The sequence below is a fragment of the Paraburkholderia sprentiae WSM5005 genome (assembly GCF_001865575.2).
Taxonomy (GTDB): Bacteria; Pseudomonadota; Gammaproteobacteria; order Burkholderiales; family Burkholderiaceae; genus Paraburkholderia; species Paraburkholderia sprentiae.
Genome location: NZ_CP017562.2, coordinates 874,302 through 896,522, shown reverse-complemented (window position 1 = coordinate 896,522; position 22,221 = coordinate 874,302). Strand labels below are relative to the sequence as shown.

The following is a 22,221-nucleotide window of genomic DNA, read 5'->3' as shown; positions in this document are numbered from 1 at the left end:
TGTCATTCTGCGTATTCCGGTACGGTCTGCTCTTGCGGCACCGTGCGCTTGCCGCGGTCGAACCACGGGTACAGGGTCGGCAGCACCAGCAAAGTCAGCAGCGTGGCCGATACCAGTCCACCGATCACCACCGTGGCGAGCGGCCGTTGCACTTCCGCGCCGGAACTCGTGGAAAAAGCCATAGGCAGGAAGCCCAGACTCGCGACAGTCGCCGTCATCAGCACGGGACGCAGCCGTGTCAAGGCAGCCTGCCGCGCAGCCTCGAGCGCGCCAAGGCCGCTCGCCCGCTTCTCGACGATGTAGCTGACCAGCACGACCCCGTTCAATACCGCAATGCCGAACAGCGCGATGAAGCCGACGGCGGCCGAAATGCTGAACGGCAGGCCGCGAATCCAGAGCGCCAGGATCCCGCCGATTGCCGCAAACGGCACGTTGAAGAAGATGAGTGCCGCCAGGCTCACGCTGTCGAACATCAGATAAAGCAGGACGAAGATCACCGCCAGGGCGACGGGCACGACCACGTAGAGCCGCGACATCGCCTCCTGCAGATTCTTGAAGCTGCCGTTCCAGGACAGGCTGTACCCGGGCGGAAGCTTGACCTGCGTGGCCACGGCATGTTGCGCAGCGAGCACGAACCCGGCGAGATCGCGGCCGCGCACGTTGGCCTGCACCATGATCACGCGCTGCCCCTGTTCGCGCTCGATCGTCGAAGGACCGGGCTCCATCCGGATGTCGGCAACTTCGGCGAGCGGCACGGCCTTGCCCGCGCCGTTGCTCACGCGTAGCGCGCCGATTCGCGCCACATCCGTGCGGTCTTGCGGCGTCAGACGAACGCGTATGTCGAAGCGGCCATCGTTATTCGACATCGAGCCAACGGTGCGGCCTCCAAGCGCCTGCACCACGTCGAGCACCTGGCTCGCATTGAGGCCATAGCGCGCCACCGCATCCCGGTTCACGATGATGCGCAAGTACGGCTGGCCGACCGTCTGTTGCGCCTGCACGTCGGCGGCTCCCGGCACGCGAGCGATCACGCTCGCGATACGCTGCGCGGTATCGTGCAACGCGTCGAGGTCGTTGCCGTGAATCATCACGGCGACATCCGCCTGCACGCCCGCGAGCATGTCGTCCATGCGCATCTGGATCGGCTGGGCCCAATCGAGCGTGAGGCCGGGAACCGCGCGATTGAGCGCATCCGAATACGCTTCGACCAGTCCCTCCTGGGTCTGCGCGGTCTTCCACTCCGATTTCGGCTTGAGCATGATGAAGGTGTCGCTTTGCTCGACACCCATCGGATCGGTGGGAATCTCGGAGCTGCCCCCGAGCGTGACTGCCGACTGAACTTCGGGAAAGCGCATCAGCGTTCGCTCGACCATCGTCTGTGACTCGACCGCCGACGGCACGGAAATGCCGGGCAGCTTCGTGGTCGTGACCGTGAGCGCCCCTTCTTCCAGCCGCGGCAGGAATTCCGCACCGAGGCGCGAGCCGAGAACGCCCGCGAGCGCGAGCAGCAGCACGGCAAGCCCGATAGTCAGCGCGGGACGATGCGCCGCGCGCGTGAGCACCGGCTCGTAGCGCCGCCGCATCCAGTGGATGATGCGGCTCTCGTGTTCGGCCACCTTGCCGCGCAGCAGAAAGCTCGCGAGAACGGGCATCACGGTCAACGTGATCACGAGCGACGCGAGGAGCGCGAACACGACCGTCAACGCCATCGGGCGGAACATCTTTCCCTCGACGCCCTGGAGGCTGAGAATCGGCAGATAGACGGCGGTAATGATCAGGACCGCGAACGTGACGGGCCGCGCCACTTCCCGGGATGCCTCGAGCACGACCGCCTGCATGGGCCGCGCCGGTGCTTCCGCGCGCCGCCGTACGATGTTCTCGATCATGACCACCGCGCCGTCGACGAGCAGGCCGAAATCGATGGCGCCCAGGCTCATGAGATTGCCGGACATGCCCGCGCCGTACATGGCGATCGCCGCGGCCAGCATCGACAAAGGAATCGCGAGCGCGACGATCAGGCCGGCGCGCACATTGCCGAGCAACAGCAGCAGCACGGCAATCACGAGCACGGCGCCTTCGACCATGTTGTGAGCAACCGTGTGCAGCACGCGGTTCATCAGGTCGGCGCGGTTGTAGTACGGTGCGATTTCGACGCCGGGCGGCAGCGTCGTGTTGATTTCCTTGACGGCGTCCTGAACCCGCTGCGCGACGATACGCGTGTTCTGCCCGAGTCCCATCAGAACGACGCCGACAACGGCTTCGCCGTTGCCGTCGCGCGTGACTGCGCCAAGCCGGGGCATCGGCGCCTCGACGACGCGCGCAACGTTGCGAACATAAAGCGGCGTGCCATCCGGCTCGGTGCGCAACACGATGTTGCCGATGTCCGTCGCGTTGCGAAGCAGCCCTTCGCCGCGAATGATGGCCTCCCCGCCGTTGTGCTCGATGGTCGCGCCGCCGGTTGCGCCGTTGTTCATCTGCACGGCATTGAAGATGTCGGCGGTCGAAAGGCCGTAGCGCGTGAGTGCGTCGTCCGCCACCTGCACTTCATAAGTCTTCAGTTCGCCGCCGTTGACGTTGACGTCGACCACGCCCGGCACTTCGCGGAATTTCGGCGCGATCTGCCAGTCGAGCAGCGTTCGCAGCGTCATCAGCGATTGCCCGTGGCCACGCACCTGAAATTGATAGATCTCGCTCAGGCCATCCGACAGCGGTCCCATCTGAGGCGGATTTGTTCCGGGCGGAAGCTGCACCGTCTGCAGGCGCTCGCCAATCAGATTGCGATCCTGATAGATGTTCGAGCCGTCGGCAAAGCGCACGTAGATGACCGACAGGCCATAACGGGAAATGGAGCGCAGCGCCTGCATGCCGGGCAGCCCTTGCAGGGCGAGTTCGACGGGCGCGGTAATCGAGCGTTCGATATCGACCGGAGCGAGCCCCGGCGCTTGCGTCGTCACCAGCACCTGGACCGGCGAGATATCGGGCTGCGCATCGAATGGCAGTCGCTGCATGCTGACGAGCCCAAAGGCGATCAGTACGGCGACCAGGATCAGTACCATGGCGCGATTCTTCAGCGCCGCATCGACAATCTTCGTAATCATGACCTGCGCTCGCGGTTCAGCCTTCGTCGGGAATGGTGGTTTGCATCAGCGCGGCCTTCAGCCAGTAGCTGCCGTCGGCGACCACCGGCGTTCCGGCCGTGACCCCGCTCACGATCTCGGTCATGCCGCTCTCGGCCACGCCGGTATGGACCGTGCGCGGCAGGAAGTGACCCTCACCCGCAGGCACGAATACGACCGTCTTACCGTTCACGTCCTGTAACGCGGAATCGGGCACCAGCACGGAATCGTGGCCGAGCGGCGCCGCGATGTTTGCCGTGGCGAACAGGTTGGCGCGCAGCAGCCCGCCGGGGTTCGGCACTTCGCAACGCACCGTGACCGTGCCCGTATTCGGATCGGCCTGATCCGCGACGTCGATGACGCGTCCGTTGAACGGCTGGTTCGGATAGGCATCGACGTTCACCGCGACCGTCTGACCCGCGTGCACGGCAGCGGCGTCGCGTTCCGGCACGCTGACTTGCAGCCACACGGTCGACAGATCCGTCACCGTGACGAGCGACTGCGACGTATCGACGATGTTGCCGGCGGCCGTACTCACTGCCGTGACGACACCGTCGAACGGCGCGACCACGGCGCCGAGCGAGTCGCGCGGACTCAATGCGACAAGGGTGCGCATGTCGCCCTCTGCCTTCGCGGCGGCATCGATCGGCATCAATCGTTGCGTCATGCCGCGCCATTTCTGCAGATCTGCTTGCCGGGAGCGCAGCGTGGCATCGGCATTGGCCGCCATCGCGCGACGGCGCTCGAGTTCGCTTTGCGCAATGCCGCCGGCGTCGACCAACTCAGTGCCGCGCGCGAGCGCGGCGTGTGCCGCGTCGGCTGCGGCCGTCGCATCGGCGAGCGCGGCTTGCGCGCTGGCGAGCTGGCTGCGCACATCGGAGAGGTCGAACTCGTCGAGCACGGCAAGTCGCTGCCCCGCACGCACGTGGTCGCCAACTGCGACGTCGACGGCCTCGATCCGGCCTCTGGAGGGGGAACTCAGTTGTGCGAGCTGTTTGCCGTTGAAGGCGATCACGCCCGGCGCGGTGATGGTCCGCACGCCTGGGCGAAGGGCTGCGTCGGCGATCTGCAGATGCAGATTCGAGAGCGCCTCGGGCGCCAGGTCGACGGCGCTGGAAACGGTAGGTGTACTACTCGCCGCCGCTGACGTGGCAGATTCGGCCGCTACGGATCCGGCCGCTGCATGCGTGCTGCGCGAATGAATCGCGAAGGCGCCGCACAGAACGACCAAGCCGGCCCCGGCGACGGACGCATACAGGCGTCTCTGGTAGTTGGTTTTCAATGAGTCCCTCGCAGAATCGAATCGACCTGACACACTCGAAGAGCGAGGACTTCATGTCCTCGATCGCATGGTGTCGATTATCGAAATCTGCGGCTGATACACACATGGCGGCCAAATGTCATTTTTGACATTGAGGCTGGCGACGTGCGCGAGGTCGAGGAGGAGAACAGGCTGCGGCGCGGCGCGCCGCGCTTTAGACGCGAGCCGGAAAATACAGCGTAAACACCGTGCGGCCTGCGCGGCTCAGCACTTCGACCTTGCCTCGGTGCGATTCCATGATCGCTTTGACGATCGCAAGACCGAGGCCGGTATTCTTCGCCGATCCCTCGCGGGCAGCATTGACGCGATAAAAGCGTTCGAAGATTTTATCGATATGTTCGGGCGGAATGCTCTCGCCGTGATTCATGACCTGCACGGCCACATACTCTCCCGAGCGGAACGCTCGTAGCACGACTTCGGACGCGGTCCCGGCATGCTCCAGCGCATTGGATAGCAGATTGCTGACAGCACGCCTGAACAGCGTCGGATCGGCTCGCACTTGCACGGGCCCATCGATGCAGAACCGAACGCTCTTATTCTCCGCAACGGCATCGAAAAATGCGGTGAGTTTGGCGAATTCGCTTTGACAGTCGAGCGACCCTAGCTTGAGTTGCTGTCTGGCATGATCCGCCCTCGCGAGAAACAGCATGGTCTCGATCATGCGCTGCAGTCGCTCGCACTCCTCGATATTCGAATCGATGAGCATCTCGTACTCATCAATCGTGCGCGGCCTGGACAGCGTGATTTGCGAGGAACTGATGATATTCGCGAGCGGCGTGCGCATGTCGTGCGCCAAATCCGACGAGAACTGCGACAGGCGCGTAAAGGCCCGCTCGAGCCGGTCGAGCATGCGATTGACCGGGACAGCTATGTCGTGAAGCTCGACGGGGCCGCCGCCGATCTGCAGACGATTGTCCAGATTGTGTGCCTCGATGCTGGAAATGCGAGCACCGATCGTTTTCACAGGCGCGAGACCCCGTTTCGCGATCGCATAACCGAGTAAGCCCATCAGCAGCGAACCGCCGACGAGCACGAGCAATAGGTCCTCCTGAAAAGCGCGCAGCACCGAGCGCCGTACATGAGCCGCGTGCGCGAGAACGATCTGGATCGTCTCCCCGGACGACAGCTTTTCGCGCCCCACAACGCAGCGGGCGGGCCCGACGACCGGCGGATTGCACGTGAACGGACCAGACCCGGCGTCTTTGCCCAGCCCGGATGCCAGACGCTGCCCGCGTCCCCCGGTGTACACCAACAGTTCACCACCCCCGCCGGATATCGCGAAAGACACCGCCGGATGTGAAAGCAGCGCCTCCTGAAATACCGCACCGTTTTGCGCGACCGATACCGCGCTGCCCAATGTGCGAGCCTGCTCCATGAACTCCTGAAGCTTCACGACAATTTCGCTGTCGTCGCGGCGTCGCAGTTCCAGCGAGAGCGTACGGTAGAGAAGGCCGCCGGCGAGCGAAAGGACCAGGATGGCAAGAATCGAAAACGCGAGCACGAGCCGCTTCAGCAGTGAATACGGCGCGCAGGCCCCAATCATGCCCTGTCCTCCAGCACGTAGCCCATGCCGCGAACCGTGTGCAGCAGCTTGTTTTCGAACGGGCTGTCGATTTTCGAGCGCAGGCGCTTGACCGCGACGTCCACAATATTCGTGTCGCTGTCGAAGTTGATATCCCACACGTGGGAAGTCACGAAAGCACGGGTCAGCACTTCGCCCTGGCGCTCGGTGAGCAATTTCAACAGTGCAAACTCCTGAGCCGTCAAATCGATGCGCACATTGCCGCGCCGCACGCGCCGCCTGACCAGATCGAGCTCCATGTCGGAGACACACAAAACTGTGACCGACGACTGCGCCGGCCTTCGCAGCAGCGCACGGACCCGCGCCAGCAACTCGGCGTAGGCGAACGGTTTGGACAGGTAGTCGTCCGCACCGGACTCGAGCCCGACGACTTTGTCCTGGACCGTGTCGCGAGCCGTCAACAGCAGTACCGGCGTATGTTTTTTCTCCCGTATGCGCTTGAGGACTTCGAGCCCGTCGAGTTCGGGCAGCATCACGTCAAGCAGAATCAGATCGTAGTCTTCATTAAGGGCAAGGAAGAGGCCCTCCTTGCCATCAAGGGCTGTATCCGCCTGGAAGCTCGCTTCCATGAGCCCCTTGCGGAGATAGGAAGCCATTTTCGGCTCGTCCTCGATAATCAGTATTCGCATGGTGCTGCAACCTGTCGTTCAATTAGCGCGATTCGAAAAAGACCCGGCGGCATCGTGCGTCCAACTCACGCGGTCCGCTCGGACTGCAGATGAAAGCGAATCTGCGTGAGCGATTCGCATACCTGCCACAAGCGCTGGGCAGTCAATTCATCCATGGCCAGCGTCGCGATACTCGCTTCGCCGATTCTGCGCCCGCGTGCCTCGAGGAAACCTTGCGGCCCGTAATAGCCGCCGTCATCGACGTCGGGCGACGTCGCCGCGTAGAGCGTCGGCAGCGCGCCGGCGGATTCGCTGTTCAGCGCGACGCCGATAACCCGGCCAGCGAGGCTGCGAGCAGCCCGTGAGAGCGCGGAACGATCGCCGGAACGAAACAGATTGGTGTTCGCGACCCCGGGGTGGGCGGCTACAGACATGACTCGGGAATTCGCCGCGCGCAGTCGACGGTCGAGCTCAAAGGCGAACATCAAATTCGCCAGCTTCGACTGGCGATATGACTGCATCGGCGAATAACGCTTCTCCGACTGCAGATCGTCGAAATCAATTCTCCCCCGCTTGTGCGCGATGGAAGCAATCGTCACGATGCGTGGTCGGTCAGGCGATTCAGCCGCGGCAAGTTCAAGAGCGGGCATGAGCAGCGCCGTGAGTGCGTAATGGCCAAGCATATTGGTGCCGAACTGCAGCTCGAAGCCGTCGGCGGTCTCAAGACGTTTCGGCGGCGCCATGACGCCGGCATTGTTCACCAGAATATCAAGGCGGCATTGCTCCGCAAGTTCTTTCCGGGCGAACGACCGGACGGACGCGAAGGAAGCGAGGTCAAGAATCGCCAGTTCCGCGTTTGCTCCGGGAACTTCGGCCTTCAGGCGGGCGAGAGCTTTTTCTGCGCGTCGTTTATCGCGGCATGCCAGGATGACCCGTGCCCCTTTGCGCGCCAGCGTCAATGCGGCGTGATAGCCGATGCCGCTATTCGCTCCCGTGATGAGCACTCGCTTGCCGGTCTGCGGCGCAATGTCGTCGGTGGTCCACCGTGTGTGCATGTTGGTCCGGGGCGGCGTGAAGATCGAATGCGTGAGGTCGAGACTATCACGGCGGCGATCCGAAAACATATCCGGCGGCAATCATGCCGCGAGCCGCCCAGCAGGGAGACTCGAGCCAACACCAATTGCTCTTCGCGTACTGCATCGATTGCTGTTTGCTCGCCCAGGCAGTCTCGAGTGGACTGGAATGATCCCGGTTGTCATTATCGGAATGCGGTCGTTAACACGACATGGCTGCTGGATGACGTTTCAGTCATTTCGAAGCGTCACTGGAAGTCCGACGAGTGACCGCGGCGCGCCCGTGAAAGAGGCGCGCCACCTGGCAATTCGCCGTACAACGAACGAGCGGCCAGTTGCCGTCAAACGCCGCGTGGTGCGGCAAGAAAACGGCGGCGCATCGGCTTGAGCACTGCAATCGCGAGCAATGCGGTAACGATGTCAAGCGTGATCGCCGCGCCGAACACCGGCAGCCAGCTACCCGCGTGCTGGTGCAGCAACGCAGCCAGCGGGCCGCCCAGGATCGAGCCGATGCCTTGCGAAATGTAGAGCCAGCCATAGTTTTCCGTGGCATGCCGCGTGCCGAACGTGTCCGTCAGCGTCGCCGGGAACAGCGAGAAGATTTCGCCCCAGCCGAAGAACACCACGCCCGAGAGCAACACGAACAGCACCGCGTTATCGCGCGTGAACAGCCACAGCGCCATCGCGACGCCTTCCAGGGCGAACGCGAAGAACATCGTGTTTTCACGGCCGACTTTGTCGGACACCCAGCCGAACAGCGGCCGGGTGAGCCCGTTCGTGAAGCGGTCGATCGTCAACGCAAGTGGAAGCGCCGCCATGCCGAACACGAGCACTTTGGTCACGCCGAAATCGGCGGCGAAGGTGGCCATTTGCGACGTGACCATCAGACCGGAGGTCGACATCATCGTCATCATGGCGAACATCAGCCAGAAGATCGGCGTCCTGAGCGTCTGTGACGGGCGCAGATTCGCCACCGGCGAACCGGCCTCATTCACGTTCGCGCCGGCGGCATCATGCGCGGGCGGCACACGCAAGCCCTGCGATGCGAGCAGCCCTACCACCGCGAACGCGATGCCGAACATCCACAGCGTCGCGTCGACGCCGCGCGCCTGCAACGACGCCGCGATCGGAAACGTCGTGACGATCGCGCCCATGCCATAGCCGGCGGCGACGGCGCCCGCCGCGAAGCCGCGCTTTGCGGGGAACCAGCGCACCATCAGCCCGACGACGCCGACATACACGATGCCCGTGCCCAGGCCGCCGATCACGCCATAGGTCAGATAGAGCATCGGCGCACTCTGGACCTGCGAGGCGAACACCCAGCTCAGGCCGGACATCGCCGTGCCGACCGAAATCAGCGCGCGCGGACCGAAGCGGTCGATCAGCTTGCCTTGAAACGGCGAAAAGAACGTCTGCAAAATGATCAGCAGCGAGAACGTCACCTGCAGTTCAGGCAATGCGATGCCCAGTTTCGCGGCGAGCGGTTTGGTCATCAACGTCCAGACGTATTGCGGACTCGAGATCGCCATCATGCAGACGAGACCCAGCCCAAGTTGAATCCAGCGGGTATGCGTGGAGAGCGTCGAGACATTCTCGATAGGCGGCGACATCGGTTGCAAGCGTGTACTCATGGTGTTCTCCGATTCCTGAGCGCATGCCAGCCGGCATGCGCGAGACGTGCGCAGTCCTCCAGGCCTGAACGGCCGGAACTGCAAGTCGATTGGGTAAAAGCGCGCGATGTCTACCAGCCCGCAGCGACCCCGTCACTGCGCGGATCGTAGCCCGCTTCGATTAATCCATCAGGATGCCGGACGATTGCGCCGGCATGCCCCATCGCTTCGTCGTAAGGCGCCATCATCTCGACCTCGTGCCCGAACGCGCTGAGTGCGGCCGCCGTGTGCGCGGCGAAGCGTGGTTCGAGCTTGAGCGTGTCGGTCGATTGGCCCCATGTACGGCCGAGCAGCCAGCGAGGCGCGTCGATCGCCGCCTGCGGATTCCAGCCGAAGTTCGCGATGCGTGAAAACACGGCGCTTTGCGATTGGGGTTGTCCGTCTCCGCCCATGTTGCCGTACACCATCGTGCGGCCGTCGGCAAAGCGCGCCAGCGCCGGATTGAGTGTATGAAATGGTCGGCGCCGCGGCATCAGCGGGTTGAGCGCGTGCTCGTCGAGCGAAAAACTGCAGCCGCGGTTCTGCCAGTTGATGCCGGAGCCCGGCAGGACGATGCCGCTGCCGAACTCGTGATAAATGCTCTGGATGAAGCTGACCGCCACCCCCTCGCTATCCGTCACGCCGAGCCATACGGTGTCGCCCGGTCCGCGACCGGCCGGCCAGGGCGCGGCTCTTGTCGGCGAGACGCGCGCGGCCATCGCGTCGAGCGCGGCCGGTTCGAGCAGCGTGGCGGGATCGACCGTCATGTGATCGGGATCGGTGACGTGCGCATCGCGAATCGCGAAAGCCAGCTTGGTTGCCTCGACGCACGCGTGGACGAACTCGGGCCCGAGCGGATCCATGTCTTTCGTCAGCACGCGGTCGAGAATACCGAGAATCAGCAGCGACACGAGACCCTGTGTCGGCGGCGGCATGTTGTAGATCGTGCCGAGCGAGTGCTGCAGTGCGAGCGGTTTGCGCCAGCGCGCCTCATGCCGTTCGAGATCGGCAAGCGCAAGCGGCGAGCCGGCGGACTGAAGATCGCTCGCGATGCTGCGCGCGAGATCGCCGCGATAGAAGTCGTCGAGACCTGCTTCGGCAAGGCGCTCCAAGGTTGCGGCGAGACGCGGCGCGACAAAGCGCTCGCCCGCTGCCGGCGCGCGGCCGTCAAGCAGAAAGGTGTCCGCGAAACCGGCGATCGGGCTCAGTTCCGCGCGCCGGCTGTCGACACATTGAGCCTGGCTGCGCGTGACGGGTACGCCGGACTTCGCATAGTGAATGGCGTCTTCGAGAAGACGCTTGACGGGCAGCTTGCCGCCGAGCGCGTCCCTCGACCAGCGGTGTGCGAGCTGCCACCCGGACACGGTGCCCGCGACGGTATTCGCGGCCAGCGGGCCGCGCGTCGGAATCGTCGTATGTCCGCGGGAGCGGTACGCGTCGATCGTCGCAGCGAGCGCGGCCGCGCCGCAGGCCTCGATGCCCACCGGCTCCGCGCCGGGGCGCGAGATGAGCCAGAAGCCGTCGCCGCCAATGCTGTTCATATGCGGATAGACGACTGCGATAGTCGCGGCAGCGGCAATCATGGCTTCGACGGCGTTGCCGCCGTCCCGCAGGATGGCCAACGCGCTCTGCGCCGCGAGCGCGTTCGGCGCGACCGCCATGCCGCGCACGCCGCGCGTGGGATTCAGAAAACTAGATGACATATTTGACGGGGCTTTTGCTTGTATACATATCCGTCACTTATGCGAAAAGCATGCCAGCACGCGGGTCGACGGCTCATGCGCGCCAGTGCATGGTTTCGCGCGACTCGGTGCTCACGGCGATGTCGCTACCTGGTGCCGCGCAACCTGGGTGGTGCATAAGGGACCGCATTCGGCCCCATTGCAGTGCGTGCGCGTTGCAGCCGCTCTTCGGTCAAGGTGCGCACTTCAGCGCGGCTACCCTCGATATGGCGTGCGATCAACGCAACGCTACGATCCGTTTCGCGACCACGGATCGCATCGAGGATCGCCCCATGTTCGTCGTAGGTTTCGTCGATGCAGTCGCCATACACGAGATCGAGCCGCCGCACGACCCGGATGCGATCGGTGACGCGCTGCATTGCATTGGTCAGCTCCGCGTTATCGGCGGCCTGCACGAGGGCGTGATGAAATGCTTCGTCGAGCGCGACCATCTCGCGGCCGTCACGCCGACGATGAGCAGGTGGAATCTTCCAGATTTGTTCGAGCCGACCGAGCATCCGTGCGACGCCTTCGCCGAGCTCGCCTTCGGCACCCGCAAGCTTCGCGACCGCAAAGGTTTCGATCAGCTTGCGCATCTCGTAGAGGTCTTCGAAGCGCTTGAAATCGACCGGCACGACTTCCCAGCCGCCGCGCACATAACCGCGCATCAGGCCATCGCTTTGCAGGCGCTGCAAGGCCTCGCGCGCGGGCGTGCGCGACACGCCGAAGCGCTCGGCGATGCTGCCTTCCGTCACGCGGTCGCCGGGCAGCAGGCGCATATCGAAGATATCCTCGCGTACGCTGACATAGACATGATCAGCCCGCGAGGGGGAAATGCCGGCTATGTCGTTCACGCTTGGAACCTAAATTGGCTACTGTCGGGGCTGAGATTATTGTCCGACCCCAACGCGCCATGTCAACACGCAGTGAAAAAACCGGCATCGCGCGGACATCAGCCGCGAGCGAAATACGCTTTGCGCCAGCGATGCGCGGCGCCGATCAGCGCCCGGCTGCCGAGCAGCACCGAGCCGACCGGCGCGCCCAGTCCTTTGGAGAAGCATCGCGCCTGCAGCGCGGACGACCTGGATTGAATTGAAAATCGTGCTATGCCGCACTGCGCTCACGAGTAGCTGCTGGTGAGCGACAGCGCCGGGTTGCGCGCCGTTGCATCGCGCTGTTGTGGGCCCGCCGATTTCAGCTGCGAATCGCGTTCGACGTCGACGGAAAAGAGATTGACCGCGCTAAGCAGAGTCTGCGCTTGCCTGTTCAGAGCGTCCGCGGCAGCACCCGATTGCTGGACCAGCGCAACATTCTGTTGCGTGCCATGCTCCAGACTCGCGATCATCTCCCGGACTTCGCCGATATGAAGCGTCTGTTGCTGACACGCGTCGTGGATTTCGCTCATGATGCCCGTGACGCGCGCCGACGAATCAACGACCGCGGAGATGGTCGAGCCCGCGGCATCGACCTGGGTAGCGCCGTCTTTCACGCGAGCGTCGCTCGCCACGATCAGTTGCCGGACCTCCTTCGCCGCTTCTGCGCTACGTTGCGCGAGCAGCCTGACCTCGCCGGCCACCACGGCAAAACCGCGCCCCTGGCTGCCGGCACGTGCGGCCTCGACCGCCGCATTCAGCGCGAGGATGTTGGTCTGGAACGCGATCCCGTCGATGACTGAGATGATCTCCGAGATGCGCGCCGACGACGCGCTTATCCCATGCATCGTCTCCACCACCCGGCCGACCGCGATGCCGCCTTGCCCAGCCGTTTCCGAGGCGTGCCTGGCAAGCTCGTCCGCGTGTCCCGCGTTCGCAGTGTTGGTGGCCACGCTAGCATCGAACTCCTTGAGCGCGCCGGTGGCCTGCTCCAGCGCGCTGGCCTGGAGCTCGGTGCGCGCGCCAAGATCGGCATTGCCGGCGGCAATCGCGCGACTCATGCCGGCGACTGCATCGGCGCCATCGCGCACCTGTCCCACGATGTCCGCGAGCGCTTCTCTCATCCGCACGACAGTCGCCATCACGCTAGCCGTATCGCCGGTGCGCAACCCGGCGCGCTGGGAAAGATCGCCGCGCCGGATCGCATCGGCGAACGCGATCAGCTCACGCGGCTCCGCGCCGAGCGAGCGGCCGATGTTGCGCACGACAAGCACCGCAACGCCAACACCGATCACGCACGCAAGTCCGGTTAGCGCAAGCATCATCCAGCGGAAATCGACGCTTATCTGGCGTGCCTCGGCACCGCCCTGCCGGTTCAGCGCTTCCTGAAAGTCGATCAACTGGTTGATTGCCGCGAGCCACTCGACCAGCGCGGGGCGCGCTTGCTGGAGCAGCACGGTGCGCGCCCCTTCGGTGTCGCCGGAGGTTTGCCGTGCAACTACCTCGTCGATAAACGGCGTGGCCTTGTTGCCCGCATCGATCACGCGCGAAAGATAACGCGCTCGGCTGGGCTGATGTCGGTGCGCTGCGCGTAGACGGCGGCAAGCGGCTCTGCCGCCTCGTCATAATCCGCCGCGAGTTGCCGGATATGCGCGACGACGGCCGGCAGCTCATCATTCGATACGAGAGTGACATCGCGCACGGCGATTGACCGGTCATGGACGCTACCGCGAAAGTTGATGGCGTACCGTTCCTTGACGCCGTTCACGTCGATGATCTGATCGAGTCGTTGCCGCACGGACTCGACGCGCGTGATGGCGATGACCGTCAGCGCAACCAGAGCGACGAGGACAATGCCGAAGCCGGCAACCAACTGGGTGCGGACGCGCAAACCCGCCGTAGTCCTCATGGATTCACCTATTTCGTGAGAGATGCATTATTTGTTGCGCGCGTCTCGTCAGTTTCAAAGACGGCGGCCGCGGACAGCGTGCAATGACTCGCGGCCTGACATAGCGGCCGAAACGCCTCCAGGATGCGCGATGGCATTGTGCCGAGGCGCACGCCGTTCGGGAAATTGGTTTGCCTCATGGCGACGATTGCGAACAGTTATGACGCAGCTGCCATGCGCAAAGCAAACACAGCTCGAACGGGAGACGGCGCAGACACAATGAACAGCGCACTAGGGCCCCTGCGCGGCAATGCAGCCCAATTTCGCAGGATTGTATCGTCGCTTGACGATTTGCGCTGGAGACGACACAGACGGTCGCAGCGATAACACCCGCGAACCGCCCTACGGCGACTCGCAATGCGTTATAGCGCAGGCAGCAGGCTCGGCAGGCTCGTCAGGAAGGCGCGCACGTGCATGGCAATCACCGCTTCGGCGGGCGTGCTGTTTTCGTTCGAATAGATGCGGCGGCGAATCGCCAGATGAGACACGGCGCCATGTAACAGCCACCCCACTTCGCCCAGTTGAGCCGGGTCGGCTGGCATGCGTAGACCCAGTTCATGCGCGGTCTCAGTGACGATGATTTCGAGCGCATGGCTGACGATCGCGTTCGTATAGGCCGGCGCCGTGTGCAGGCCCTCGAGCGACGAGTAAAGGAAGAGCCTCAGCCAGCGGCGCGTCAGGAGCGTGTCATAGTATTCGCGATAAAAGCCGTTGAGCCGGGTTTCAATCGGCACACTTCGGTCTTGCAACTGAACAAACCAAATTGCGTCGAAGATTCCGACGACTTCCCGCTTATAGACTTCGTCAATCAAAGCGGCCTTGCTCGGGAACAGGCTATATAACAAGCGTTGCGATACGCCGCAGGCTTCCGCGATGGCGCGGGTCTGCGCGCCCAGACCATGCTCCGCGAAATACTCCGCGGCCTTCTCCAGCACGCGCGCCTGACGCTCCGCGCGCGGCAAACGCTGCGGCGCTTTTTTCATCGTCCGCTTGAGCGCGACGCGCTCGGCGCCGGTTCCACGGTTCGGCTTCTCGATAGTCCCTTTGTTCTTCATAACTTCCTGCGTTGTCGGATTATCGCTGATGTCATCAGATGACGATTTACGTTTTGATAAAAGTATACACCCCGGGCGTGGGCGGCAGTCCCGCTGCCAATGGCGGACCGCCAGGAACGCTCTCTTTAGCAAGCTAGCAAGCCCGAAGCACGTTGATGACGCGGCTCACGAGCAACGGGCGCGTATTGCGTCCATATTCGGCCATATGCGTTGAGGCCCCATGCGCCCTCAACGCTTCAGCGCTCTCCCAGCGCTCGATGACAGCGAACGTATCTTTGCCTAGCGGTGTCTGAAGCGTCCCGAACTCCGGTACGTCGATGACGGCCTCGTAGCTGATGCACCCCTCTTCGGCCAACACCGCTGGACGGTTCTGGTTGAAAAGTGCCAACACGGCCTCGCGTTGACCGGGCTGGGCGGTGATTGTGGCAATGACATGGATCATCTGGGTATTTCTCCTTTCCTGTTTTGGCGCCGATCGCCGCATGCGCTCCTACGTATCTGAACATGACGGCGGCGTAATGAAGAGGTCAGCCTCGCGTCACCCCAACTGCGGACAATACAGGTTACTCACCGCTGCCCGCGGTGGCGCGGCGACGCCCGAGGCTCCATTCATCGCGTGTGAAGCTGACTATATTTAACCTGACAGGTAATTCACCATGAAGACTCTGATCTATGCAGCGTTGGTTGCCAACGCACTCGCCGTCCCCGCGGTCTCTTTTGCACAGGACTCCACTGCCCCGCTGACGCGTGCCGAAGTGCGCGCCGACCTGGTGCAAATGGAACAGGCCGGGTATCGCCCGAGCCTCAAGGATCCGCACTATCCCACCGATGTTCAGGCTGCGGAGGCACGTATTCATGCGCAGGATGCCACGACGTCGAGCAGCATGGCGGTCGGCGGAGTGTCGATGAACGGTTCGTCGCAGTCGGGTGCGCCGTCGGCGAGCGCAGGGACTCACTCGATTTACTTTGGTCACTGATGGTGTCGATGGGCACTGAATCCGGCCCCGGGTCCGGGGCCGCATCGCGTGGCTTGCGCAACGGCTGCCAGTGCTCGTGGGACGCACCGCGCTCGTCTGTTTTACGCTGAGCTTGCAGGGTGGCGTGCAAAGCGCCGCCTATGCTGGACTGGTTAGCGCGCCCAATCTGTTCTGGGCGATTGGCCCGCAGCTGGTGCAATACGTCTTCGACGGCGGTTACCGTCGTGCGCAGCTCGACGCCGCGAAGGCGGCAACCGAGGAAGCCCGAGACCGCTATCGCAGCGTGGTTCTGTCGGCATTCCAGCAGGTCGAGGACAACCTTTCGCTGCTGTCGTATCTCGGCACCGCGCTTGGCGAGCAAAAGGATGCCGCGAATGCCGCGCAATACTCGGTCGATCTGGCGTTGCGCCAATATCGCCAGGGCACTGTAGGTTACCTCGATGTCGTGCAGGCGCAGACCGTCGCACTCGAAGCACGACGCAGCGTGCTCGATATTCAGACACGCCAGCTAAGTGCCAACGTGCAACTGCTGCATGCACTGGGCGGCGGATGGTCGAGCGATGAACTCGCCCAAGTGGCTGCAAACGCCGCGTCGATATTCCACCTCACGCCCGGCCGCGGCGCCAGATGGTTCTCCACATTGACGAGGTGTTGACGGGTATCGCAAGCGGACGCCATTCGTCGTCGATGCGCATCGAGGGTGATCGCCATGCTGAAGCTGGCGGTGGCGAGAAACAAAGGCCGTTCGGATTGCCGATGTCGCCAGCGACGATCTCTGCTTCGCCGGGGCGGCCGTCAGTCGTTCTTCCGGACATACGCTGCGAACGCCTGCGCGTAATCCGGATGCCAGCGCGACAGCGCCGGGCGATTCTCCACAATGTCTCCCGCAGCCCAAAGGATGCGTCGCTCGTCGAGGGAGCGAGGCACATCGTTGTCGGGGCACAGAATGTAGAAATCGCCCGCATCGAGTCGCTCAAGCATGAAATCGACAGTCTGCTCGGGCGTCCAGGCGGCGGCCGGCTTCTCGGTGCGACCTCGAGCGGCAAGCTCCGTGAACACGAAGCCTGGGATCAGCAAATGCGCGCTGATCCGGCAGCCTGGCGTATTGCGCAACTCGTGCTGCAGCGCTTCCGTAAACGCCTTCAGGCCGGCCTTGGAGACGTTATAAGCCGGGTCGCCGGGCGGTGTCGTGATGCCCTGCTTCGAACCGGTGTTAATGACGAGGCCCGGGCGTCCGCGCGCGATCATCGTGGGCACGAAGGTCTGAGTGCCACGGATGACACCCCACAGGTTGACGTCGAGCACCTGCTCCCAGTTAGCGGCCGCCCCGAACATGACGCTACCGGGTTGAATCCCCGCATTGTTCATGAGGATATCCGTGCCGCCGAAGCGATCCCGAACCGCTGCTTCGAGGCGGATCAAATCTTCAAGGCGGCTGACGTCCGTCTCGACGGCCAGTACGTCCTTCGCGCCTTCAGCAGCCACGCTGGCAATCGCCTGCTTCGCGTGCGCAAGGCGGTCCTCACCCAGATCCGCAATGCACACGCGAAGCCCAAGCTGCGCGAACCGCTTCGCAGCAGCGAGTCCAATGCCGGCAGCGCCGCCTGTCACGACGGCGACGGCTCCGGGAGTGAAAGTAAAGTGTGTCATCGATAGTCCTTTCTGATTCGTCATAAAAAGTCGGCCCGCCACCAGACCGCCAAACGGCAGGTACGTCGATAGGTCGCGCGGCGGGGAAATTCGTCACTCGTCTCAGTCCATTGGGCAAAACGGCACTGGCGACAGAAACACCGACTCCTGATGGACGAGATACGGCAGGATGCGCGGCGTGAAAGCTTGCCAGCGTGGATCGGCTGCGAGTTTCGCGCGCTGCGCGGCCCGATGCGCGTAGTCCTCGTAGCCCCAGCAGAACACGATCGAGTTCAACGTGCCTGAGTCCTTCGTCCAGCAACCCTTGAGGCGGGCGTACTGACTGATGATGCCGAGCCCTTCGCGCTCGTAGATGTCCAGGAACTCGCCTGCCTTTCCTGCCGTTATCTGATACGTACGCATTTCTACCAGCATGATTCCCTCTGTTTCGATCGGTGCTCTCTCACAGCACGGCGCCGTCAGACCGCGTGGCTTTCGACATGCGCCTTCAGCGCGCTGAAGAACTCGTCGAGATTCTTGCTCGCGGCGGACTGGATCAGGCGCGACCCCACGCTCATCAGCTTCCCGCCAATTTCGACGTCAGCGTCGTATGCCAGAACGGTCGTATCGCCCTGCGCTTCAAGTTGCAGGCGCGCCGTGACTTTGGCGAAACCCAGCGCACCCGCACTGCCCATACCGGCAATCGTATAGGCCCGGGGCGGATCGAGATCCGACAATTCGACGTTGCTTTTGAAGGTCGCCGACATCGGGCCGACGCGAATCTGCACGGTCGATTCGAAATGCAGGTCGTCGAGCCTCTTCAGCGCTTTGCAGCCGGGCAGACATGCTTCGAGTACCACAGGGTCGTTCAATGCACGCCATGCGGCTTCAGGGGGCACGGGCAGGATGGTTCGATCTGTCAGTTTCATCGCCGCTCAGCGCTCGTAGAGTTTGAACAGCGCCTGCGTGCCGTTGCGCGCGTAGCCCCGCTCGGCCATCTCGTGATACATCACGCGCACCAGTTCCAGACCCGGCAATTTACGTCCCATGCTTCCTGCTTCCTCGTGCGCAATCCGCATGTCCTTGATGAAATGCTCGATGAAGAAACCCGGTGCAAAATCGCCCTTGGCAATGCGCGGCCCCAGGTTGTTCAGCTGGAATCCACCCGCCGCGCCCCCGCCGATCGCGCTCAGTACGGTGTCGGCATCCAGGCCGGCGCTGTGCGCATAGGCGAGCCCTTCGCACACGCCCATCATCGTCGACGCAATGACGATCTGATTGGACAGCTTCGTGTGCTGACCCGCACCCGGGCCGCCTTGCAGGACGATGTTGGTGCCAAGGCAGCGCAACATCGGTTCCACGCGTGCGAGCACAGCGCTTGCGCCGCCAACCATGATCGACAGGCGCCCTTCGCGCGCACCGATGTCGCCGCCCGATACCGGCGCATCCAGCATGTGCACCCCGCGCCGAGCGGCGTGCGCGGCCAACTCTTCGGCCAGTTTTGGACTCGACGTCGTCATGTCGACCAGCACCGCATCGCGCCGCGCATTCGCGATCAGACCGTCGTCGCCGAGATAGAGCGCTCGGACGTCGTCGGGTGTGCCGACAATCGTAAACACGACGTCCGATACTTCGGCGAGCGCCCGCGGGGTCGCTTGCCAGCTCGCGCCGGCTTCGATGAGCGGCTCAGCCTTCGCACGCGTACGGTTATAGACGTGCAGAGGATAGCCGGCGGCGACGAGCCGCGAGGCCATCGAGCAACCCATGATGCCAAGGCCGATAAAGCCAATCGCGGGTTTTCCTGTAGATTGATTCATGATGATTGGTCCGTTCAGAGTTTGTCGCGCAGCAAGTCGCGCAATAGCATGGGAGTCAGTGGATGACGGTCGGCAACGACGCCAAATGGCGCCAGCGCGTCGTTGACCGCGTTGGTCAATGCGCCGATCGCTCCCATCACCCCGCCTTCGGCCATCCCCTTGATGCCGGCCGCCGTCGACTTGCCAGGCGTATGCAGCGGGATGATCTCGAGGTTGGGCAGTTCAGTCGAAGTGGCGATCAGGTAGTCGGCGAGAGAGCCGGTCACGTTCTGTCCTGAGTCGTCGTATCGCATATGCTCGAACAGCGCGCCCGACAGTCCCATCGCCACGGCGCCGTGCTGCTGCCCTTCCACCACGGTGGGATTGAGCAGCGTGCCGCAGTCTTCCGCGATGACGTAACGCGCGATGCGGATTGCGCCGGTCAAGACGTCCACCTCGATCTCGCATCCATGAGCCGCATTCGAATAGGTCATGGCCGGAGGGTCGTAAGTCAGGTGAAATTCGAGGCCCGGCGTCAAACCTTGCGGCAACGCGGTGGGATCCAGGTACGCACGGCGGGCCACGTCGGCGAGCGTCAAACCTGTGTCGATCCACTCATCCGCGCGACGACGCTCGATTCTCGCGTCGATCAGGCGCAGCGACTGCCCGTCAGGCAAATCAAGGCAACCGGCGGCGATCGCGAGCACCTTGCGGCGTGCGTCGAGTGCGCACAGGTAAAGCGCGCCGCCGCCTGCCGTGCCGCTGCGGGCGCCGCGACTGCCCATACCGTATGGTGCGATATCGGTGTGGCCCATATGAATGCGCACGCTCGACGGCGGCACGCCCAAGCCCTCCGCCACCGCATTGGCCATCGCGCTTTCGTAGCCCTGGCCGCTGGGCCCGAGACCGACCGACGCGTTCACGACACCGCCTGGTTCGATACGGATCCAGCTTGCCTCGTGCCCCGAACCGGGAATGCCCGCGGCCTTATAAAAGCGCGAACCATACGTGGTCGGTTCCACCACGTTGCACAGGCCAAGCCCCAGGTAATGGCCAGCTGCGCGCGCCGCCTGCTGGCGCTCGCGAAAGCCCGCGTAGTCGAGCGCCGACAGCAAGGCCTCGAACGTCTGGGTCGGCGTGATGTCGTCCAGACATTCTCCCGTAGCAGTGCGGTACGGCAGTTCCGCCGGACTCAGCAGGTTGCGACGGCGTACCTCGACCGGGTCGAGCGCCAGTTCCCGCGCGATTGCATCCAGCGTGCCGTCCATCACCCAGCTGGTGATGGACATCGGCGCGCGCATCGGTGCATTGCCACATTTATGGCTGAGCACGACCTTCACATCGAACGCATAGTCCTGCAGCCGGTACGGTCCGCTCAGGATCATCGCAACGACGCGCGCCAGATAGTTGGCAGGAAAGAAGCAATAGGCGCCAAAGTCTTCGCGCAGTTCGAGTTGGAGAGCGAGCAGCGTGCCGCGCTCATCGACCGCCGCGCGGGTGCGGCAGAAGTCCTCACGCGAATTGGCGGCGGCCGTCAGGTTCTCGAGGCGATCCTCACGCCAGCGCACGGGCCGCTTCAAATGGCGAGCCAGCGCAGCAACGGTCAACTCTTCGCGGTACAAGGCGATTTTCTGTCCGAACGCTCCGCCCACATCGGGCGAAATCACGGTCACCTGGGACTCGTCGAGCTTGAGGCGCTGCGCCAGTTGAGTGCGCAAAGGATGGGGCACCTGCGTTCCGATATGGAACGTCAAGTGGTCCCGTCCGGCGTCCCAGACCGCTGCGCAGCCGCGGGTTTCGATCGGCACATGGGTCTGGCGCTGCTGCTGGAAGGTCGCTTCGACTATCCGGAAGGCCCGGCTGTTGGCGCGCTCAGGATCGCCATGCACGTAGGTCTGGTGCGAGACCAGGTTGCCTGGCACGGCCGGGTCGACTTGCGCGGCGTTGGGGTCCAGCGCCTGCCACATGTCTGTCACCACGGGCAGCGGTTCGAACTCGACGAGCACCTGCTCGGCGGCGTCTTCAGCGAGGTATCGATCCGTCGCGACGACGCAAGCCACCAGATCGCCCTGAAAACGCACTGTGTCCACTGGCATCGTCGCAAATTCGACGGGCTTCAGTCCTTCGACGGGTGGTGCGACACGGAACGGCGTCGTCCACTGCGCGAGCTCCACGCCCGTGATGACGGACACGACGCCGGGCATCGCGGCGGCGCCGTGAATATCGATGGAGACGATCCGCGCATGCGCGTGCGGCGAGCGAACAAAGCACACGTGAAGGGCACCGGGTATCTCGATGTCGTCGAGATACCGTCCATAGCCTGTCAGCAGCCGATAGTCTTCAGTGCGAGGCGTCGCTTTGTTGAGGTAACGAAACGTCTGCTCAGACATCGACCGTCTCCACGCGCATCCGCTCGGCCGCGAGCAGGATCGCCCGCACGATGTTCTGATATCCGGTACAGCGGCACAGATTGCCCGACAGCACCTCGCGCACCTGGGCCTCGGATGGCCACGGGTTCTCGCGCAGGTACGCTTCAAATGTCATGACGATGCCGGGCGTGCAGAAGCCGCACTGCAGACCGTGGCACTCATGCAGCGCCTGCTGGAGCGGCGACAGACGACCGTCTTGCGCGACCGACTCGATGGTCGTGATCTGCGCTTCATCCATTTGCACGGCGTAAGCCAGACATGAGCGTGCCGGGCGGCCATCGATCAACACGGTGCATGCGCCGCACACACCGTGCTCGCATCCGACATGCGTGCCCGTCAGCCGGCAATCTTCGCGCAGCACATCGGACAATAGCTTGCGAGGCTCGCAATGCACTTCATGGCGCGCGCCGTTCACACTCAGATAAATTGCTGTCTTTTCCATGAA

The 22,221-nt window shown here is 63.5% G+C and carries 20 protein-coding genes and 1 pseudogene; 2 read left to right on the top strand and 19 right to left on the bottom strand.

The genetic code is table 11. The annotated features are described in order from the left end of the window. Positions 1-2: 2 nt before the first annotated feature. The 13 genes and pseudogenes from BJG93_RS20875 to BJG93_RS20815 form a co-directional block, all read right to left on the bottom strand. A complete protein-coding gene (locus BJG93_RS20875) occupies positions 3-3,098 on the bottom strand; it encodes an efflux RND transporter permease subunit (RefSeq protein WP_027196152.1) in 3,096 nt (1,031 codons plus the stop codon). Positions 3,099-3,114: 16 nt separating this feature from the next. Beyond that, positions 3,115-4,398, bottom strand: a complete 1,284-nt coding sequence (locus BJG93_RS20870; protein ID WP_027196151.1) for an efflux RND transporter periplasmic adaptor subunit — start codon at positions 4,396-4,398, stop codon at positions 3,115-3,117. Between the two features lie 193 nt (positions 4,399-4,591). Next, positions 4,592-5,980, bottom strand: coding sequence for a heavy metal sensor histidine kinase (locus BJG93_RS20865; protein WP_027196150.1), 1,389 nt, complete (start codon positions 5,978-5,980; stop codon positions 4,592-4,594). Beyond that, positions 5,977-6,648 (bottom strand): heavy metal response regulator transcription factor, encoded by a 672-nt coding sequence (locus BJG93_RS20860; RefSeq protein WP_027196149.1) that lies wholly within the window; start codon positions 6,646-6,648, stop codon positions 5,977-5,979. The genes BJG93_RS20865 and BJG93_RS20860 overlap by 4 nt, the downstream gene beginning before the upstream one ends. A gap of 65 nt (positions 6,649-6,713) precedes the next feature. Next, positions 6,714-7,751, bottom strand: a complete 1,038-nt coding sequence (locus BJG93_RS20855) for an oxidoreductase (RefSeq protein ID WP_231337582.1) — start codon at positions 7,749-7,751, stop codon at positions 6,714-6,716. Positions 7,752-8,041: 290 nt separating this feature from the next. Next, positions 8,042-9,331 carry an oxalate/formate MFS antiporter gene (gene oxlT / locus BJG93_RS20850; protein ID WP_027196147.1) on the bottom strand — a complete coding sequence of 430 codons (1,290 nt, stop codon included), beginning with the start codon at positions 9,329-9,331 and terminating at the stop codon, positions 8,042-8,044. Between the two features lie 110 nt (positions 9,332-9,441). Further along, complete coding sequence (locus BJG93_RS20845) at positions 9,442-11,052, bottom strand: gamma-glutamyltransferase family protein (protein ID WP_027196146.1); 1,611 nt, start codon at positions 11,050-11,052, stop codon at positions 9,442-9,444. A 125-nt stretch (positions 11,053-11,177) separates the two neighbouring features. Next, a complete protein-coding gene (locus tag BJG93_RS20840; protein WP_027196145.1) occupies positions 11,178-11,924 on the bottom strand; it encodes a GntR family transcriptional regulator in 747 nt (248 codons plus the stop codon). Positions 11,925-12,043: 119 nt separating this feature from the next. Beyond that, positions 12,044-12,130, bottom strand: a pseudogene (locus BJG93_RS36455) (beta-eliminating lyase-related protein); the annotation flags it as partial. Between the two features lie 60 nt (positions 12,131-12,190). Further along, on the bottom strand, positions 12,191-13,486 hold the full coding sequence (locus BJG93_RS20830; protein WP_063828908.1) for a methyl-accepting chemotaxis protein: 1,296 nt from the start codon (positions 13,484-13,486) through the stop codon (positions 12,191-12,193). Beyond that, a complete protein-coding gene (locus BJG93_RS20825; RefSeq protein WP_063828907.1) occupies positions 13,483-13,833 on the bottom strand; it encodes an MCP four helix bundle domain-containing protein in 351 nt (116 codons plus the stop codon). Before BJG93_RS20825 ends, BJG93_RS20830 begins: the two co-directional genes overlap by 4 nt. Before the next feature lie 419 nt (positions 13,834-14,252). Continuing rightward, on the bottom strand, positions 14,253-15,077 hold the full coding sequence (locus BJG93_RS20820; RefSeq protein ID WP_231337581.1) for a TetR/AcrR family transcriptional regulator: 825 nt from the start codon (positions 15,075-15,077) through the stop codon (positions 14,253-14,255). Position 15,078: 1 nt separating this feature from the next. Then, positions 15,079-15,387, bottom strand: a complete 309-nt coding sequence (locus BJG93_RS20815; protein WP_027196143.1) for a putative quinol monooxygenase — start codon at positions 15,385-15,387, stop codon at positions 15,079-15,081. A gap of 214 nt (positions 15,388-15,601) precedes the next feature. On the opposite strand from BJG93_RS20815, the gene BJG93_RS20810 reads away from it, so the two are divergent. Both BJG93_RS20810 and BJG93_RS20805 read left to right on the top strand, forming a co-directional pair. After that, positions 15,602-15,922 carry a DUF4148 domain-containing protein gene (locus BJG93_RS20810; protein WP_027196142.1) on the top strand — a complete coding sequence of 107 codons (321 nt, stop codon included), beginning with the start codon at positions 15,602-15,604 and terminating at the stop codon, positions 15,920-15,922. A gap of 76 nt (positions 15,923-15,998) precedes the next feature. Further along, positions 15,999-16,577, top strand: a complete 579-nt coding sequence (locus tag BJG93_RS20805) for a TolC family protein (RefSeq protein ID WP_231337580.1) — start codon at positions 15,999-16,001, stop codon at positions 16,575-16,577. Between the two features lie 140 nt (positions 16,578-16,717). Here BJG93_RS20805 and BJG93_RS20800 read toward each other — a convergent pair whose 3' ends face one another. The 6 genes from BJG93_RS20800 to BJG93_RS20775 all read right to left on the bottom strand — a co-directional run bounded on the left by BJG93_RS20800 (position 16,718) and on the right by BJG93_RS20775 (position 22,218). Next, a complete protein-coding gene (locus BJG93_RS20800) occupies positions 16,718-17,572 on the bottom strand; it encodes an SDR family NAD(P)-dependent oxidoreductase (protein ID WP_027196140.1) in 855 nt (284 codons plus the stop codon). 102 nt (positions 17,573-17,674) lie between these two features. After that, on the bottom strand, positions 17,675-17,986 hold the full coding sequence (locus BJG93_RS20795; protein WP_026226227.1) for an NIPSNAP family protein: 312 nt from the start codon (positions 17,984-17,986) through the stop codon (positions 17,675-17,677). 44 nt (positions 17,987-18,030) lie between these two features. Then, entirely contained in the window at positions 18,031-18,480 is a 450-nt protein-coding gene (locus BJG93_RS20790) for a CoxG family protein (protein ID WP_027196139.1), read from the bottom strand. A 6-nt stretch (positions 18,481-18,486) separates the two neighbouring features. Further along, on the bottom strand, positions 18,487-19,368 hold the full coding sequence (locus BJG93_RS20785) for an NAD(P)-dependent oxidoreductase (protein WP_027196138.1): 882 nt from the start codon (positions 19,366-19,368) through the stop codon (positions 18,487-18,489). A 14-nt stretch (positions 19,369-19,382) separates the two neighbouring features. Further along, entirely contained in the window at positions 19,383-21,737 is a 2,355-nt protein-coding gene (locus tag BJG93_RS20780; protein ID WP_027196137.1) for a xanthine dehydrogenase family protein molybdopterin-binding subunit, read from the bottom strand. Next, positions 21,730-22,218: a (2Fe-2S)-binding protein gene (locus BJG93_RS20775; protein WP_027196136.1), complete on the bottom strand. Its 489-nt coding sequence runs from the start codon at positions 22,216-22,218 to the stop codon at positions 21,730-21,732. The genes BJG93_RS20780 and BJG93_RS20775 overlap by 8 nt, the downstream gene beginning before the upstream one ends. Between the last annotated feature and the right edge of the window lie 3 nt (positions 22,219-22,221).